Source organism: Acidiphilium sp. 34-64-41 (assembly GCF_002282635.1).
Taxonomy (GTDB): domain Bacteria; phylum Pseudomonadota; class Alphaproteobacteria; order Acetobacterales; family Acetobacteraceae; genus Acidiphilium; species Acidiphilium rubrum.
In genome coordinates, this window is sequence record NZ_NCJX01000112.1 from 1 (window position 1) to 14,160 (window position 14,160).

General features: G+C 62.5%; 12 protein-coding genes and 2 pseudogenes. 12 read left to right on the forward strand and 2 right to left on the reverse strand.

The features are described from left to right. Positions 1 to 142: 142 nt before the first annotated feature. The 3 genes and pseudogenes from B7X49_RS16825 to B7X49_RS16835 form a co-directional block, all read left to right on the forward strand. A complete protein-coding gene (locus tag B7X49_RS16825) occupies positions 143 to 2,257 on the forward strand; it encodes a glycosyltransferase family 4 protein (protein WP_286704730.1) in 2,115 nt (704 codons plus the stop codon). A 113-nt stretch (positions 2,258 to 2,370) separates the two neighbouring features. Beyond that, on the forward strand, positions 2,371 to 3,249 hold the full coding sequence (locus B7X49_RS16830) for a bifunctional 2-polyprenyl-6-hydroxyphenol methylase/3-demethylubiquinol 3-O-methyltransferase UbiG (protein ID WP_286840319.1): 879 nt from the start codon (positions 2,371 to 2,373) through the stop codon (positions 3,247 to 3,249). A gap of 112 nt (positions 3,250 to 3,361) precedes the next feature. Next, positions 3,362 to 3,752: pseudogene (locus B7X49_RS16835) on the forward strand (hypothetical protein); the annotation flags it as partial. 176 nt (positions 3,753 to 3,928) lie between these two features. Here the strand turns inward: B7X49_RS16835 and B7X49_RS16840 are convergent. Next, positions 3,929 to 5,098 carry an alanine racemase gene (locus B7X49_RS16840; RefSeq protein WP_286704732.1) on the reverse strand — a complete coding sequence of 390 codons (1,170 nt, stop codon included), beginning with the start codon at positions 5,096 to 5,098 and terminating at the stop codon, positions 3,929 to 3,931. Positions 5,099 to 5,511: 413 nt separating this feature from the next. Here B7X49_RS16840 and B7X49_RS16845 point away from each other — a divergent pair, with 413 nt between their 5' ends. The 9 genes from B7X49_RS16845 (at position 5,512) to B7X49_RS16885 (ending at position 13,722) form a co-directional block, all read left to right on the forward strand. After that, positions 5,512 to 7,065, forward strand: a complete 1,554-nt coding sequence (locus B7X49_RS16845) for an ABC transporter substrate-binding protein (RefSeq protein ID WP_286704733.1) — start codon at positions 5,512 to 5,514, stop codon at positions 7,063 to 7,065. An 80-nt stretch (positions 7,066 to 7,145) separates the two neighbouring features. Beyond that, a complete protein-coding gene (locus tag B7X49_RS16850) occupies positions 7,146 to 8,081 on the forward strand; it encodes an ABC transporter permease (RefSeq protein WP_286704734.1) in 936 nt (311 codons plus the stop codon). Next, entirely contained in the window at positions 8,078 to 8,329 is a 252-nt protein-coding gene (locus tag B7X49_RS16855; protein WP_286840323.1) for a hypothetical protein, read from the forward strand. Before B7X49_RS16850 ends, B7X49_RS16855 begins: the two co-directional genes overlap by 4 nt. Beyond that, on the forward strand, positions 8,299 to 8,874 hold the full coding sequence (locus B7X49_RS16860; protein WP_286840326.1) for an ABC transporter permease: 576 nt from the start codon (positions 8,299 to 8,301) through the stop codon (positions 8,872 to 8,874). The genes B7X49_RS16855 and B7X49_RS16860 overlap by 31 nt, the downstream gene beginning before the upstream one ends. Then, positions 8,871 to 9,860, forward strand: coding sequence for an ABC transporter ATP-binding protein (locus B7X49_RS16865; RefSeq protein ID WP_286704736.1), 990 nt, complete (start codon positions 8,871 to 8,873; stop codon positions 9,858 to 9,860). Before B7X49_RS16860 ends, B7X49_RS16865 begins: the two co-directional genes overlap by 4 nt. Next, positions 9,857 to 10,630 carry an ABC transporter ATP-binding protein gene (locus tag B7X49_RS16870; RefSeq protein WP_286704737.1) on the forward strand — a complete coding sequence of 258 codons (774 nt, stop codon included), beginning with the start codon at positions 9,857 to 9,859 and terminating at the stop codon, positions 10,628 to 10,630. Before B7X49_RS16865 ends, B7X49_RS16870 begins: the two co-directional genes overlap by 4 nt. 30 nt (positions 10,631 to 10,660) lie before the next feature. Continuing rightward, positions 10,661 to 12,103 carry a serine hydrolase gene (locus B7X49_RS16875; RefSeq protein ID WP_286704738.1) on the forward strand — a complete coding sequence of 481 codons (1,443 nt, stop codon included), beginning with the start codon at positions 10,661 to 10,663 and terminating at the stop codon, positions 12,101 to 12,103. A gap of 49 nt (positions 12,104 to 12,152) precedes the next feature. Beyond that, complete coding sequence (locus B7X49_RS16880; protein ID WP_286704739.1) at positions 12,153 to 12,971, forward strand: M55 family metallopeptidase; 819 nt, start codon at positions 12,153 to 12,155, stop codon at positions 12,969 to 12,971. Positions 12,972 to 13,104: 133 nt separating this feature from the next. Then, complete coding sequence (locus tag B7X49_RS16885; RefSeq protein WP_286704740.1) at positions 13,105 to 13,722, forward strand: helix-turn-helix domain-containing protein; 618 nt, start codon at positions 13,105 to 13,107, stop codon at positions 13,720 to 13,722. Positions 13,723 to 13,847: 125 nt separating this feature from the next. On the opposite strand, the pseudogene B7X49_RS16890 reads toward B7X49_RS16885, so the two are convergent. Beyond that, positions 13,848 to 14,160 (reverse strand): annotated as a pseudogene (locus B7X49_RS16890) (hypothetical protein); the annotation flags it as partial.

Below are 14,160 nucleotides of genomic sequence, written 5' to 3' on the forward strand. Positions count from 1 at the left end.
GAAAAGCCAGTTCGTCACGCTGGTGAATGTCAATGGCCGCCATGGCGGGGGCCACTAGCCCTAGTGGGTGTCTGAGTCAACCGGATAGGCACGGATCATCCTTCCAGTCGATGACGACGCTATGTTTTTCCGACGTGCCGTCATGTCGCTCGAAGTTGCCGCGCACGCGGCTGCCCGCGACGACATCACGGTCGAGTTGATCATTGTAATAAGCCGTTGCTCCCGCCATGATGCGGCATGGACGGCGACGTATCATCCTGACATTTTCGCCTGCGTCCGGATCGTCCATAGCGATGCCGACTGCCTAGCGGCCGCTCGAAACGATGCTATCGCGCAATCCAATGGCTCCAATCTGCTCATCTTCAACGGCTACGATCTTCTGTCCACCAACGCCTTCGTGGACCTGATCCGTAAGATCCGACCGGCGCCAAATCCCACGATCGTAATCCCAGGATACAGCGTCCATTTCGGCCCAAACCCCTATGTCGAGCGATATTTCGACTTGTCGGTCATTTCGCCCCTCGCCCTGATGCGAAACCACTACTACCCGACCGTCCTTCTGGCACCCCGCCACCTGTTCGAGAACGTTCAGTTTCAACACCCACCCGATGGCGCTGGGCCTGAGCAGGAAGACTGGACCTTCCTATGCGATGCCGTTGCAGCCGGCTACGATGTCGTCACCGCATCAAACACCTTGCTTTTCAGACGACAGTCTTACGCCGGACATTCGCCACGAGTCCGGAACCCGGGCCAGTATCGAATTCCGACGACAAATCTTTTCACTCCGGAACGATTCCGCCGCGCGATTGAACAACGGCCCGGGGCCAGCATAGCCGTATCCGAAAGCGACGACTGGCGCGCAGAGATCCGCTCTTTTGTCGCCGGCGATGTCTATCGTAGCTTGATCAGCGAAATGAATATGATCGACCCCTCGGTCTCAATCGGTTCCTATCATCCGCGACGGTTAGTCGCCGAACCGCGGCCGACCCGTTTTCCTGCGGACCTATATCTGCGGACATGGGCGGCATTGGAGGATTCCGGATACACCGACATATTCGTTTTGCCCGCACTAACCGTCGGCGGAAGCGAAAAATATCTCATCCAGGTGATGCATTCACTGTTCGCAAATGACCGGCAGACCCGTATCCTGGTCGTTTGCCACGATCCGAACCCCGGCCCGATCAACGTCGATCATCTGCCGCCCGGCACCGACCTGCTCGATCTCTGGAACCTCGGCTACCCGATCGAACGAGACGACCATTTTATCGTACTCGCCGCGCTCTTATCGGCAGGCCCATCTGCCCGCCTCCATCTGAAGACCAGCGGCTTCATCTTCAACTTCTTTAGTCAGGGCTATAGCGTCGTGCTGAACCGGCACAAGGTCGTTTACTATCGTTTCTGCGACGACCGACATGTCCTCGACAGCAATATCATCACAGGTCCAAACCGCTTTAATTTTATCATTGAGAATTTTTCGGCGATCGATCTGATCGTGAGCGATCATCAAAAACTTATCGAGTACGATCGCGACAGGCTGAAGATTAGCCCGGACAAGTGGTCCTGCCTGCGCGCATACTGCCCCGTGACGATGACAAACGATCAAGCCAGACACGCGCGCCAAAAAACGAATTACCGCGTCCTGTGGGCATCGCGGCTTGTTTGGCAAAAAAATCCGCTCATCCTCGTCTTGATCTCAGAAATTCTGGACGCACAAAATATACCGCTCGTAATCGATATCTATGGCAGCTCGGCATCCGACTCAGACCCATTCGATCCGCTAATTTTCGATGGGTGCACCCATCTATCGTATAAAGGCGCCTACAAAAATTTCAATGAAATCAATGCCTCAAATTACGACGCGTTCATCTATACGTCAATGTTCGACGGGCTGCCGAACGTCGTGTTGGAGGCAATGGCAGCGGGTCTGCCTGTGATCGCTCCCGACTCTGATGGCCTTCCCGAAATCATCCAGCATGGCAAATCCGGCTTCCTCGTGCCGTACGGTGCCACACCGCTCGAAACAGCAGTCGCCTATTGTCGTTTTCTCTCCTGTCTCATTTCGGATGTGGCGTTTCGGATGCAAGCCGCTTCAAATGGCCTGACGCTGATCGCCCGGCACCATTCGATTGACCAGCACAGGCGCCGCACGAACGAGATTTTTAGCGCGATGACACCGGCGCCCGCTTCGATCATACCGCCGCAAGAGCGGTCCGTTTGGCCTAACACAAATAAAGAGATTAAAGAGTTCATGCTATGAATCATGTAACACCGGTCGAAAGAGAAGCTCAGACAACTGCTTTAGCTCCGTCCAGCCCGTTGACCGGTCGGACTGACAGCGTCCGGTTGATCCGATCGATTGACGTCAGGCAGTTGATTGCCGGCTACAAACGAGCCTATGCGATCGACATTGAACGGTACTTTGCGACGACGTCAGCGCTTGGTTTATTCTATGACAACGAAACAGGGCTGTCATTCTATGATCCGCCCGTCGTCGGAGATCCCGAATTTTACGCTGAGTTGTCGAAGCTCCCGTGGTATCACCCTTCTGATCGGCCAGATTTCGAAATTGCGGCGCGTTATATCCCCAACGGCAGTCACGTGCTGGAAATCGGCGCCGGCGTTGGCCATTTTTATCGTTACCTACAAAATGCAGATTATCTTGGGCTTGAGTTTAACCCCGACGCTGTCATGACGGCGAACATGGCTGGTGTGCCTGTAATTGACGCCGACGTGCGCGACCTTGCAGCGGCCCGACCAGAGGCTTTTGATGTGGTCTGCTCGTTCCAGGTTCTTGAACATGTCAGCAATCCGCGGGAGTTCATCGAGGCTGCGGTGGCGCTGACTAAGCCGGGAGGCACCGTCATCCTAGCGACGCCCAATGCGGGGAGTTACATCAGCCGATGCCGTGACCTTCTCAACGCACCACCCCATCATGTTACTTGGTGGGAAGACCGGACATGGCGGTGGATTGCCGCTACGTTCGGACTTGATGTCCTCGATGTCGTCCACACGCCGATAAACCGAATGGTCGCTCACTGGGCACGAATGATCGCTGCTAATGGCTTGGCGGCTCAACTAGGCGTGACTCTCGACCCGGTCGTCGACGAATCCCCGTTGCGTCATCGGATCGACGCAATGGCAATCCCGATAGTAAACGCTATCGTTTCGGGGATCACCCACTCCGGCGATATTCCTGAGGCTGGCCACACCTCGGTTGCCGTTTTTTTCAAAAATTTCGATAACGATTGATGGGTCTCGTGGCGACTGAACCGCCCTGGATTTTCTGGCGGCTCGAACTCTTGAGAGGCTGGAGCGAAGGAGAAGCGAGAGACATCGAAGCGATATTCGCCTGAGGTCCGCGCGTCGTCCGACCCAGAGGGGTAGCCTCGAGCCTCCAGCGACAGAGCCGTCCAATATGTCTCGATCCGCTATACGGAGCGCCTGACCGAGGCCGGCATCGAGCGCCGGGTCGGCAGCATCGATTACTGCTACGGCAATGCCCTCGCAGCGACGATCAACGGCCAGTTCAAAGCGCAAATGATCCGCCCCGGCCATGGCGCAATGTTGAAACGGTGGAGTTCGCCACCCTCGAATAGGTGGACGTGCTCGACGAACGACGGCTCTCCGAGGCGATCGGAAATATCCCGCCCGCCGAGGCTGCAGCGCAAGAGTATGAACAAGTGAACGAGCTGGCTATGCCGACCCGACTCAAACCAAACAGCCCCCGGGTTCACGGCGCGGTTCATGTCTGATCGTGCGTAGTCTGAAGTCGAGCGCCGGAAAACCATCGGTCTGCCGCCCGCTCGGCCGAACCAATCGCTGGATAATGCCCGTGAAAGCCGCTATCCGATAAACGTCCGCTCCATTTTGAGCCGCTTGCGGCGCGAAGATTTTGGACAAGCTATCCCTCTCCATCCCGCACGCCCGTTCACCCGAGGCTGATCGGCGCGAACGATACTCCCCGCGCATCGACCGGCTCGATCAGACGCCTGCCCGAAGCCTGGACGAGCAAAAAGCGATCGGCGAGGTTCATCACCGGGCAGGCGTGATTGGGAACGATCCGAAGCGTCTCGCCGATCGCCAGCGACCGCCCGGCCAGCGGGATGAAGCCATGTTCCTCCGACAGATGCGATATGATGAACGGCGGGTCCGACAGCCCGTCCGATGGTTCGCTCAGGCGCGTGGCCGAGCCGAAACCCTGGATCCTGTCCGCGCCATGCGCGCCACGATCAGAACTGAGCACCTTGGAGCCGGCGTCGATGATTGCATTGTGCCGATTGCTCGCGATCACCGTCGTTAGAACCGTCATGGCGATATCCTCCGGCCGCGCGGCCCCCAGCGCACTCTGTGTCCGGTCCAACAGCACATAATTGCCCGGCCGGATTTCCGTGATGCCTTCGAAGCCATCGTTCAGCAGCACAGTCGGCGTGCTGCCGACCGAGACCCCGGGCACCGCGATGCCCACCTGCTCGAGCCTGGCTTTCAGCTCGACCATGATCATGCGCTCCTGCCGGGCGATCCGCCGCACTGCGTCCGCGCTGACGGCGGCATAGGCCTGGCCGGCATGGCTCAGAATGCCGGCGAAGGCGAGATGCGGCGCATCCGCGATCATCCGCGCGATCTCGACCGCGCCGGGGCCGAGCGGGTCGACGCCGCAACGGTGCAGGCCGACATCGACCTTGAGCTGTAGTTCGGTGCGAACACCAAGGCTCCGGTTGGCCGCCGCCGCGGCGTGGACCGTCTCGGCACTGTCCGCGATCAACCGCACCGCGACACCGTGCTCAGACGCTGCGGCCAGAAGTGCGAGGATCTGGCGTGGGTCCACAATGGGGTAGGCCACCGTGATCGCCGGAATGCCAGCTCTGATGAACACCATTGCCTCAGCCGGTTTCGAAGCGGTGATCCCGCTTGCCCCCCGCGCGACCTGCTCGCGCGCAATGCGGATGGATTTATGGGTCTTGACGTGTGGGCGCACCGCGACGCCGCCGTGCCCGGCCAGAGCCGCGACGGTCTCAATATTCCGGATGAGGCGGGTTTCATCGACGCAGACGCACGGCGTCGGCAGATCGATGAGCGAATCGCAGTCAATCGGTATCACTATCTGATCCTTCCCTGCGTTGCTTCCAACGCGTATTGCCGCAATAGACGGCACACGAGCAGAAGTTGACTATATAATGGTCAATATTTTCATATATGAAAATAGTTTCTTGACATCTATCTGGGTGGTCTTGCAGGGTCTGCAACGGGACGGAGCGATGTGTCGCTTGCAGGCGCGGCCTTCCCACAGCGAGCCTGCCCTCACCCAACCTGCCCGCACTTGGTGCCATGGAACGGATGCGACGTGACCGATGATGTTCAACCTGCCGATGTCAGAACCGCCGACGCCGCCGCGATCAGGCCACGCGCAACGATGACGCGACTGCGAAGCCGGCGATGACGTGGCGCGGCTGGATCGGCCTGGAGCCATCGTTCGGGCCGATCAACCATCAACGATTGAAGGAGACCGGAGCTATGAGACCATCACCCATGGGCAGGGGCGTGCTGGGCCTGTTGGCGGGATTGACCATGAGCGTGAGCCCCTTGGTGGTGCAAGCTGCGCGCGCTGGGGCAACGCCGCGACACGGTGGCGATCTTGTCATGCTCCGGGCTGCGCAGCTCCGCACCCTCATGCCGTCACAGCCGACCGACAATGCCTCGATCTGGGTGATCGAAGAGGTTTACGACACGCTGCTGCTGCCCAAGGCGGACGGCAAGGGAGTCGGGCCGGATCTGGCGACATCGTGGTCGCAATCCGCCAACGGGCTCGACTGGACATTCAAACTGCGCCACGGCGTGACCTTCACCAATGGCCAGCCGCTGACCTCGAAAGACGTGAAGTTCTCGATCGAGCAGACCGAGAAGCCGTCGAGCCCGTTTTCGTTCATCGATGCCTCGATCGCAAAGATCACGACGCCTGACAAATACACCGTCGTGATCCAGACGACGAAGCCCTCCGCGCCGCTGCCGGCCGACATGGCCATTTTCGCCAACTCCATCGTCCCCTACGACTACGCCGGCATGAAGCCCGCCGATTTTGCCAAACACCCGATCGGCACAGGCCCGTTCATGCTGAAAAGCTTGACCCCCGGCGTCGAAGCCACTTTCGTGCGCAACCCGCACTACTGGCGCCATGGCCTGCCCTACCTGAATTCGATCACATTCAAGGATGTGGCCGACAGCAACACGCGGGTGAACGAGGTGCAGGGCGGCGAGGCCCAGATCGACGAATTCCCCGCCTATTCCAGCATCCTGACGCTGCAGAATTCGGGCACGGTCAAGATCGGCGCCTTCCCATCGAGCCGCGTGGATTTCCTGGCGATCAACAACACCAAAACCCCGTTCAACAATGTCGATGTGCGCCGCGCGATCGCATCCGCGATCGACAAGAAGACCTTGGTGAAAGTCGTCCTGTTCGGCCATGGCACCCCGGCCGGCGCGTATATGTCGCCGAGTTCCTGGTCCTTCGACAAGAGCATCAAGGGATATCCCTATGACATGAAGGCGGCCAAGGCGTATCTGCAGAAATCGCCGGTGCCGCACGGGTTCTCGGGCACCATCACGGTTGCCAGCGGCAACTCGGACCAGCAGACGATGGCGCAAATCATCCAGGCATCGCTGGCCAAGCTCGGGATCAAGATCACGATCCAGACGCTCGACCCCGCGGCCGTCTATGATGCGCGGCAGAACGGCAATTTCGATCTGGCGTTCGGCTATGACACCACCGACATCGTCGACCCCGACGAGATCATCCGCTTCGTCGGCGCCTATGACGGCGGCGCCCACGCGCTCTATTCGTTCTACAAGAACGAGAAGATCGACGGCTGGATCGCCAAGGCGGCGACGCTCAACAACCAGGCCGCCCGGCAGACGCTTTATTTCAAGGTCGAACAGCAGTGGAATCGCGATCAACCCGACGTGCCGCTGTATTATACGCCGGAGGTCTATGCCTATGCGGCGAACGTCCACGGCTTTCATCCGTTCGTGACCGGCAATTATAATCTGGTCGATGTCTGGATGTCGAAGTGATCCGGTGAGCCGATGCGCGCCGGCGCCGGCCACACCGGTTCGCACCCTGCCCGCGATCGGCCGGCGCATAGGGGCGATCCATGGCTAGATTTCTGATCAGGCGCCTTCTGCTGCTCGTTCCGGTGGTTCTGGGCGTCGCGACATTGACGTTCCTGCTGATGCATCTGTCACCCGGCGATCCGGCACGCACCTATCTGGGTGACCGTGCCACCCCCGCGGCGATCGCGGCGCTGCGCCACCAATGGGGGCTCGACCAGCCACTGTGGCGCCAGTACCTGACATTCATGGGTGAGCTTGCGGTGGGCAACCTCGGCCAGTCGATGTTTTTCCAGCACTCGATCCTCGGCTTGCTGTGGATCCGGCTGCCGCCGACCTTGTGGCTGATGGCGCTGGCGACGCTGTTCAGCATCGTCATCGCGGTGCCGCTCTCGGTCTGGATGGCGGTGAGCCGCGGCGGCGCCGTCGATACCGGTATCCGCAGCTTCAACGCCATCGCCCAGGGCACGCCGCTGTTCTTTACCGGTTCGGTCCTCATCGCGACCTTCAGCCTGCACTTTCGATGGTTTCCGGTCGCCGGTTATGGAAAAACATTCCTCGAACATATCGCCTCGCTGGTGCTGCCCTCGATCTCGGTCGCACTGGTCATCGTGCCGTTCCTGATCAGGGGATTGCGCGGCGCGTTGGTGGACGCGCTGAACAGCGAATACGTCAACTTCGCCAAGGCGAAAGGGCTCAGCCGGCGATCGATCTGGCTCGATTATGCGCTGCGCAACGCCGCCATCAGCGGCATTTCCATCCTCGGCATCCAGGTCGGCTACCTGGCCGGCGGCTCGCTGGTGATCGAGAACGTCTTCGCCATTCCGGGCATGGGGACCTTTCTGATGACCGGGATTCTGAACCGGGATTTCCCCGTGGTTCAGGCCAGCGCCCTGGTCTTCGCGCTGCTGGTGGTCTTTGTCTATCTGCTGACGGATATCGCCTACGGATTGTTCGATCCGCGCGTGAGATTGCAATGACGGCGTTCGCCCCGGTCACGCGGCCCCGCGTGCAGCTGTGGTTCGGCACCCGCGCGCGCGGGCGGAACCGCCATCTCATCGCCGGCGTGGCGATCATCGGCACGATTGTGCTGATGGCGATCTTCGCGCCCCTGCTCACCCGCTATGACCCGATCACGATCTCTGGAGTCGCGTTCTCTATGGCGCGCGCACCGATCTGTTCCTGGCCACGGCGGCGGTGGCGGCGCCTTTCGTCATCGGGACGGTGATCGGCGCGCTCAGTGGCTATTTCGGCGGCTGGTTCGATGTCGTCGTGATGCGGATCGCCGATGTCGTGGTGGCGTTTCCCTTCTATGTCCTGGTCATCAGCCTGGTGTTCATTCTCGGCAACGGCGTCGGCAGCATCTTCGCGGCGATTTCGATCGTCTCGTGGGTCGCCTATGCGCGGATCGTGCGCGCCGAGGCGCTGGTGCTCAACCGGACCGATTTCATGGATGCGCTGCGCGTCAGCGGCCTCGGCACCGCACGCATCGTGTTCCGCCATCTGGTGCCCAATGTCGTCAGCCAGGCGATCGTCTATGCGATGAGCGACATCGTCGCCAATATCGGCGTGATCGTGACGCTCAGCTATTTCGGCCTCGGCATCGTGCCGCCGACGCCGGGCTGGGGCAGCATGATGGCCGATGGCCAGCCGTTCTTCGCCGGCGGCTACTATGATCTCATGCTGATCCCCGCCGCGGCGGTGATCCTCACCAGCTTCGGGCTTTCGCTGATCGGCGACGGCCTCGCCAATGCTCTGCGCGTCAAGACATGAATATTGATGACGGCAAGCGGCTTGAGCCGGCCGACCATGCGCCTCTGCTCGAGATCGACGGCCTCTGCGTCTCGGCGCGGATCGATGCGCAGGATTACCCGGCGCTCGACAATATTTCGCTCCGCGTCGGCCGCGGCGAGGCGCGGGGACTGGTGGGCGAATCCGGCTCCGGCAAGAGCATCACGTTGCGGGCGTCGATGGGCCTGCTGGCGCAGAATTTGTTCGTCACCTCAGGCGCGATCCGCTTCCAGGGGCGCGACCTGCTTGCCGATGGCGGCAAATCGTTGGCCACGGTGCGCGGCACCGGCATCGCGATGGTGTTCCAGGAGCCGGCGGTGGCGCTGAACCCGGTGATGCGAGTGGGCCGCCAGATCGTCGACAGCGTGGCCTGGCGGCGGGGCTGGGGCCGGCGGCAGGCGCGCGAATTTGCCGTCGAATTGATGACGCGGGTCGGAATCCGTGACCCGCAACGATGGGTCGACGCCTATCCCCATCAATTGTCCGGCGGCATGCGCCAGCGCGTGATGATCGCGGCCAGCATCGCCTGCGATCCCGCATTGATTTTCTGCGACGAGCCGACCACAGCGCTCGACGTGACGGTTCAGGCGCAGATCCTGGATCTGTTCAAGGCGCTGCAACAGGATCTGCAGGCCGGATTTCTGTATGTGACGCATGATCTTTCGGTGGTGGCGGCGTTCTGCGGCAGCCTCAGCGTGATGTATGCCGGCCGGATCGTCGAACAGTCGGACGATCTGCGCGCCATGATCGCAGCACCGGCGCACCCTTATACCAGGGCGCTGCTTGCCGCGGCACCGCGGATCAACGGGCCGATCCAGCGCTTGCAGGGGATTGCCGCCTCTGCCCCGCCGCTCACCGAGCGCGTACGAAGCCCGGCGCCACCGCTGGTCGAGGTTCGTCCCGGCTGGCAGGTTGCGGCGACCGGCGATGACGAGATCGAGCGTTTCAGCAGTGGCAGGCAGGCATGACGGGCGCAACCGGGCTGGTCGCGGCGACGATCTCGGTCACCTTCACGACGCGCCGGCGCGACGCGGGTCATCGGGCGCTGCGCGATGTCGATCTGCGCGTCGGAACCGGCGAGATTGTGGGGCTGGTCGGCGAATCCGGCTCGGGAAAATCGACCCTTGGCCGGGTGATCGTGGGTCTGCAGGAACGCTATGCCGGCACGGTCAGCTTCGAGGGACAGACCCTGTCCCACCGGCGCACCAAGGCGCAGCGCCGCGCCATCCAGATGGTGTTTCAGGACCCCTACGCCTCGCTCGATCCACAGATGACGATCTGGCAGATGCTCGAGGAACTGCTGATCGTCCACCAGATCGGCACGACGCGCGAAGCGCGCCGGCAGCGGTGCCAGGACTTGATGCAGCTCGTGCATATGCCGGCAAGCCTGCTCGACGCGCGCCCGTCCGGCATGTCCGGCGGCCAGCGCCAGCGCATGGCGATTGCCCGGGCGCTTGCGGTCGGTCCCCGGTTATTGGTGGCGGACGAGGCGACCTCGGCGCTCGACGTCTCGGTCCAGGCCGGGATCATCAATCTGTTCGCCGATCTTCGCGACAGGATCGGCCTGTCGATCCTGTTCATCTCGCACAACCTCGCCGTCGTGCGCTCGCTGTGCGACAGGGTGGCCGTGATCTATCAGGGGGAGATCGTGGAGATGGCTGAAACCCAGGCCATCTTTGCCAACCCGCAGCACGGCTACACCCGGCAGTTGCTCGCCGCGGCACCCGATCTGCCATAATCGCATTTTCAGCATCAGGAACTCAGGCCGATGGCATCACTCCGATCTCTGACCGATTTCGAGCCGGTGAAATCCGAGATCGCGGCGCTGTTCGCGGCGCGCGTGGCCCAGGGCTCGGCGCCCGGCTGTTTCTTTTCGGTGTTCGACGAGGATGGCCCGGTGTTCGAGGGCGGCTTTGGCTGCCGGACGATCGATGCGGCAGCGCCGGACCGGCAGACGCGGTTTCGCATCGCCTCGTGCACCAAGAGCTTCACCACCGCCGCGCTGCTGATATTGCGCGATGCCGGCCAGCTCGTGCTGGACGAGCCGATCACCAAATTCGTGCCCGCGCTGCGCGGCACGCTGCCGGCCGGTGCGCCGGTGGTGCCCAGCCTGCGCATGCTGATGACGATGGCCGGCGGCTTGGCGACCGACGACCCCTGGGCGGACCGGCAGGAATCGATCTCGCAGGACGCCTTCCGCGCCATCCTGGAAACCGGGGTGCGCTTTACCACCCTGCCGGGCACCCGGTTCGAATATTCCAACCTCGGCTATGCGCTGCTCGGCGCGGTCGTCGAGCGGGTGAGCGGGCAGAGTTTCCCGGCGTTCGTGACCGAGCATCTGCTGCGGCCCTTGGGGCTGGAGGCGACGACATTCGACCATGCGATGGTGCCGGAGGCGCAGATGGCGACCGGCTACCGGCCGCTCGACGGCGGGTGGCTGGCTCTATCGCAGAGCGGTCCCGGCGCGTTTTCGAGCATCGGCGGGCTGATGTCGACCGGTGCGGACCTGACGAAATGGGCGTCCTGGCTTTGCGAGGCGTTCCGGGCGGACCTGCCGGAGCGGGGCCCGCTATCGGCGGCGAGTCGGCGGGAGATGCAGACCATCCACACCCCGATCGCGCCGGAGCACGGCGAGGACCTGCTGTTCAAAGGGTATGGTTTCGGCCTGATCGCGCAATCGGACGCGCGGCACGGGCTCACCGTGCATCATTCCGGCGGTTATCCGGGTTTCAGCGCCCATATGCGCTGGAACCAAGGCGCGCGGATCGGCGTCGTCGGGCTGGAGAACGCCACCTATTCCGGCGCGTGGATGCCGGTCGCCGCGGCGCTGGACCGGCTGCTTGGCGCCTGCGCGATGAAACCCGCGACGGTCGAGCCGCCGCCGGAGATCGCGGCACTGGGCCGGACGGTGGCGGCGCTCATCGCGCGCTGGGACGATGACGTGGCTGGGTCGATCTGCCTCGAAAACGTCGCCATGGACCGCTCCTTCGCCGAACGGGCGGCCGAACTGGCGGCGTTGCGGGCGCGCGTCGGACCGCCGCAGGCCGATCGCGCCGAAATCCTGCCGGCGGACGGGCCGATGTTCGGGCGGTTCGAGGTGCGCGTGCCCTGCCGGACCGGGATGATCGTTGGTCTGGTCTTGCTGGGGCCGCCCGAGCCGGCGCGGGTCCAGACCCTCCGATTCCGGGTGGTCGCCACCCCACCCGGATAGGCAACGGGTCCGGCAGGGTGCCGCCAGCAGGCTGAAAGGGATCGAACCGATGAAAATCTATATCTGCGTCGATATCGAAGGGGTGGCAGGCGTGGTGACGCCGGAGCAGGGCACGCCGGGCAACGCCGAATACGAGCGGGCCCGGCGCCTGATGACCGAGGAGGCCAACGCCGCGATCGACGGCGCGATCGCGGCGGGTGCCACGACGATCGTGGTCAACGACGCGCATGGCCCGATGACCAACCTGGTGGTCGAACAGCTCCGGCCCGAGGCGTCGTTTATCACCGGCAAGCCGAAACCCTTCAACATGTTCGCCGGCCTGACCGCGGATTTTGATGCCGTGTTCTGTATCGGCCATCATGCCGGCGCTTCGGAATTCGGCGTCCTCGCACACACGACCAATGGCTTCGCGTTCCACGGGGTCAGCATCGACGGGCGGCGGCTCGGCGAGACCGGGCTCTACGGCGCCTATGCGGGCGAATGCGGCGTGCCCGTGGTTCTCGTTACGGGGGATGACCGGTGTGCCACGGCAAACCGGCCGCATTTCCCCGGCGCAACCTTTGTCGTGGTCAAGACCGCCCTTGCCAACCGGGCGGCGCAGGCGATTTCGGTGCAGGCGGCGCGGAGCGCGATCCGGGCCGGCGCCGAGGCGGCGCTGCGCCGCATCGAGGGCGCGCGGCCCTTCCTGATCGATCGGCCGCGTTCGCTCGAACTGGTGATGAACCAACCGGCGCTGGCGGATCTGGCCGAAACGCTACCGCCGGCCGAGCGCATCGATGCGTTGACGATCAGGTTCGCGATCGCATCGGTCGCCGAGGCGATCGGCTGGGTGAACGCGATCTCGGCGATGTCGACCGCGCTGCGCTAGGCCGGATGATGGGCACGCTGGGCCATGATTTGACGGGCGAGAACGTGCGCTGGGCGTGCGCTGGCGCTATACTTTTGACTTGGACTGACGGTATTTGGGCGGCGGGTGGAGATCATGACAAGGAACCGTGACCATGGACCCATCGGGTCGTCAAATCGGTGAGCGGATCAAGCATCTTCGCAAGGAGCGGGGCTGGACGTTGAAAGACCTCAGCGCGCGTGCGCACGTATCGATGGCGACGCTTTCGAAGATCGAGAATGCCCAGGTTGCCGCGACGTTCGACACTCTGGTCAAGGTTGCCCAGGGGCTGAATGTGGGTTTCGATGGTCTCCTGCGGGATGCGGGGGTGTCGCGTGCCGGGGGCAGGCTTGCCGTGACCGCTGCCGGCGAGGCGGTGCATTTTGCGACCAGCATGTATGACTACGCGGTGCATTCGGTCGGGTTGCGCCGCAAACGGATGATCCCGCTGATCATGACGATCAAGGCGCGGTCGCTCGAGGACATCACGAGCTGGAGTTCGCACAGCGGCGAGGAATTCATTTTCATCATCAAGGGAACGGTCAGGCTCCATACCGAGTTCTATGATGTGGTCGAACTCAAGGCCGGCGAGAGTGCCTATATCGACAGCGCGATGGCGCATGCCTTTGTCAGCGTCGGCGAGGGCGAGGGCGAGATCATCTCGATCTGCCTCACCTCCGAGACGACGCAGGCGTTCTTCGCGGCTGCCGGGATGCATGAGCCGAGCGTGTAGGACGGGTTGCTGCGAGATCAAGGTGACCGCTGTGTGGCGTCCGGTCGCGGGATGGGTTTGAATTTGTTCGATCCCTTCATTTTCGTTTTGATATCGTAACAATAATTTCGTGCGAAGCTGCTTGGTCAAGCGGGGCGATTTTTCAAATCTCTGGCTTGGGCTGGGGGCTCCTGCTGGTCGGGTTTTGGTGCGTCGAGACTTGGCGCGCCGAAGAGGATGTGGCGACGGGAGTCTGGCGGTGGGTCAGGGCCGAAGGGGGGCTCGGACGGCAGGTCGATGCCCATGGCGTTGTAGAGCGGGGCGAGGATGCGGATGAGTTTTGGGTTGGCCTGCAGGAGACCTGCGAATTCGGGGTCGCCGAGGAGGTGTTGCAGGCTGAAGCGGGCGAAGCCGGTTTCGGGGAGCAGACGGTAGAGCCAGGATTCCCGGCGCGGCAGG

Excerpts from the sequence above, each read along its gene's own strand:
- B7X49_RS16825 (WP_286704730.1), top strand. The coding sequence starts at position 143 with ATGTCGCTCGAAGTTGCCGCGCACGCGGCTGCCCGCGACGACATCACG.
- B7X49_RS16845 (WP_286704733.1), top strand. The coding sequence starts at position 5,512 with ATGAGACCATCACCCATGGGCAGGGGCGTGCTGGGCCTGTTGGCGGGA.
- B7X49_RS16850 (WP_286704734.1), top strand. The coding sequence starts at position 7,146 with ATGGCTAGATTTCTGATCAGGCGCCTTCTGCTGCTCGTTCCGGTGGTT.
- B7X49_RS16855 (WP_286840323.1), top strand. The coding sequence starts at position 8,078 with ATGACGGCGTTCGCCCCGGTCACGCGGCCCCGCGTGCAGCTGTGGTTC.
- B7X49_RS16865 (WP_286704736.1), top strand. The coding sequence starts at position 8,871 with ATGAATATTGATGACGGCAAGCGGCTTGAGCCGGCCGACCATGCGCCT.
- B7X49_RS16870 (WP_286704737.1), top strand. The coding sequence starts at position 9,857 with ATGACGGGCGCAACCGGGCTGGTCGCGGCGACGATCTCGGTCACCTTC.
- B7X49_RS16875 (WP_286704738.1), top strand. The coding sequence starts at position 10,661 with ATGGCATCACTCCGATCTCTGACCGATTTCGAGCCGGTGAAATCCGAG.
- B7X49_RS16880 (WP_286704739.1), top strand. The coding sequence starts at position 12,153 with ATGAAAATCTATATCTGCGTCGATATCGAAGGGGTGGCAGGCGTGGTG.
- B7X49_RS16885 (WP_286704740.1), top strand. The coding sequence starts at position 13,105 with ATGGACCCATCGGGTCGTCAAATCGGTGAGCGGATCAAGCATCTTCGC.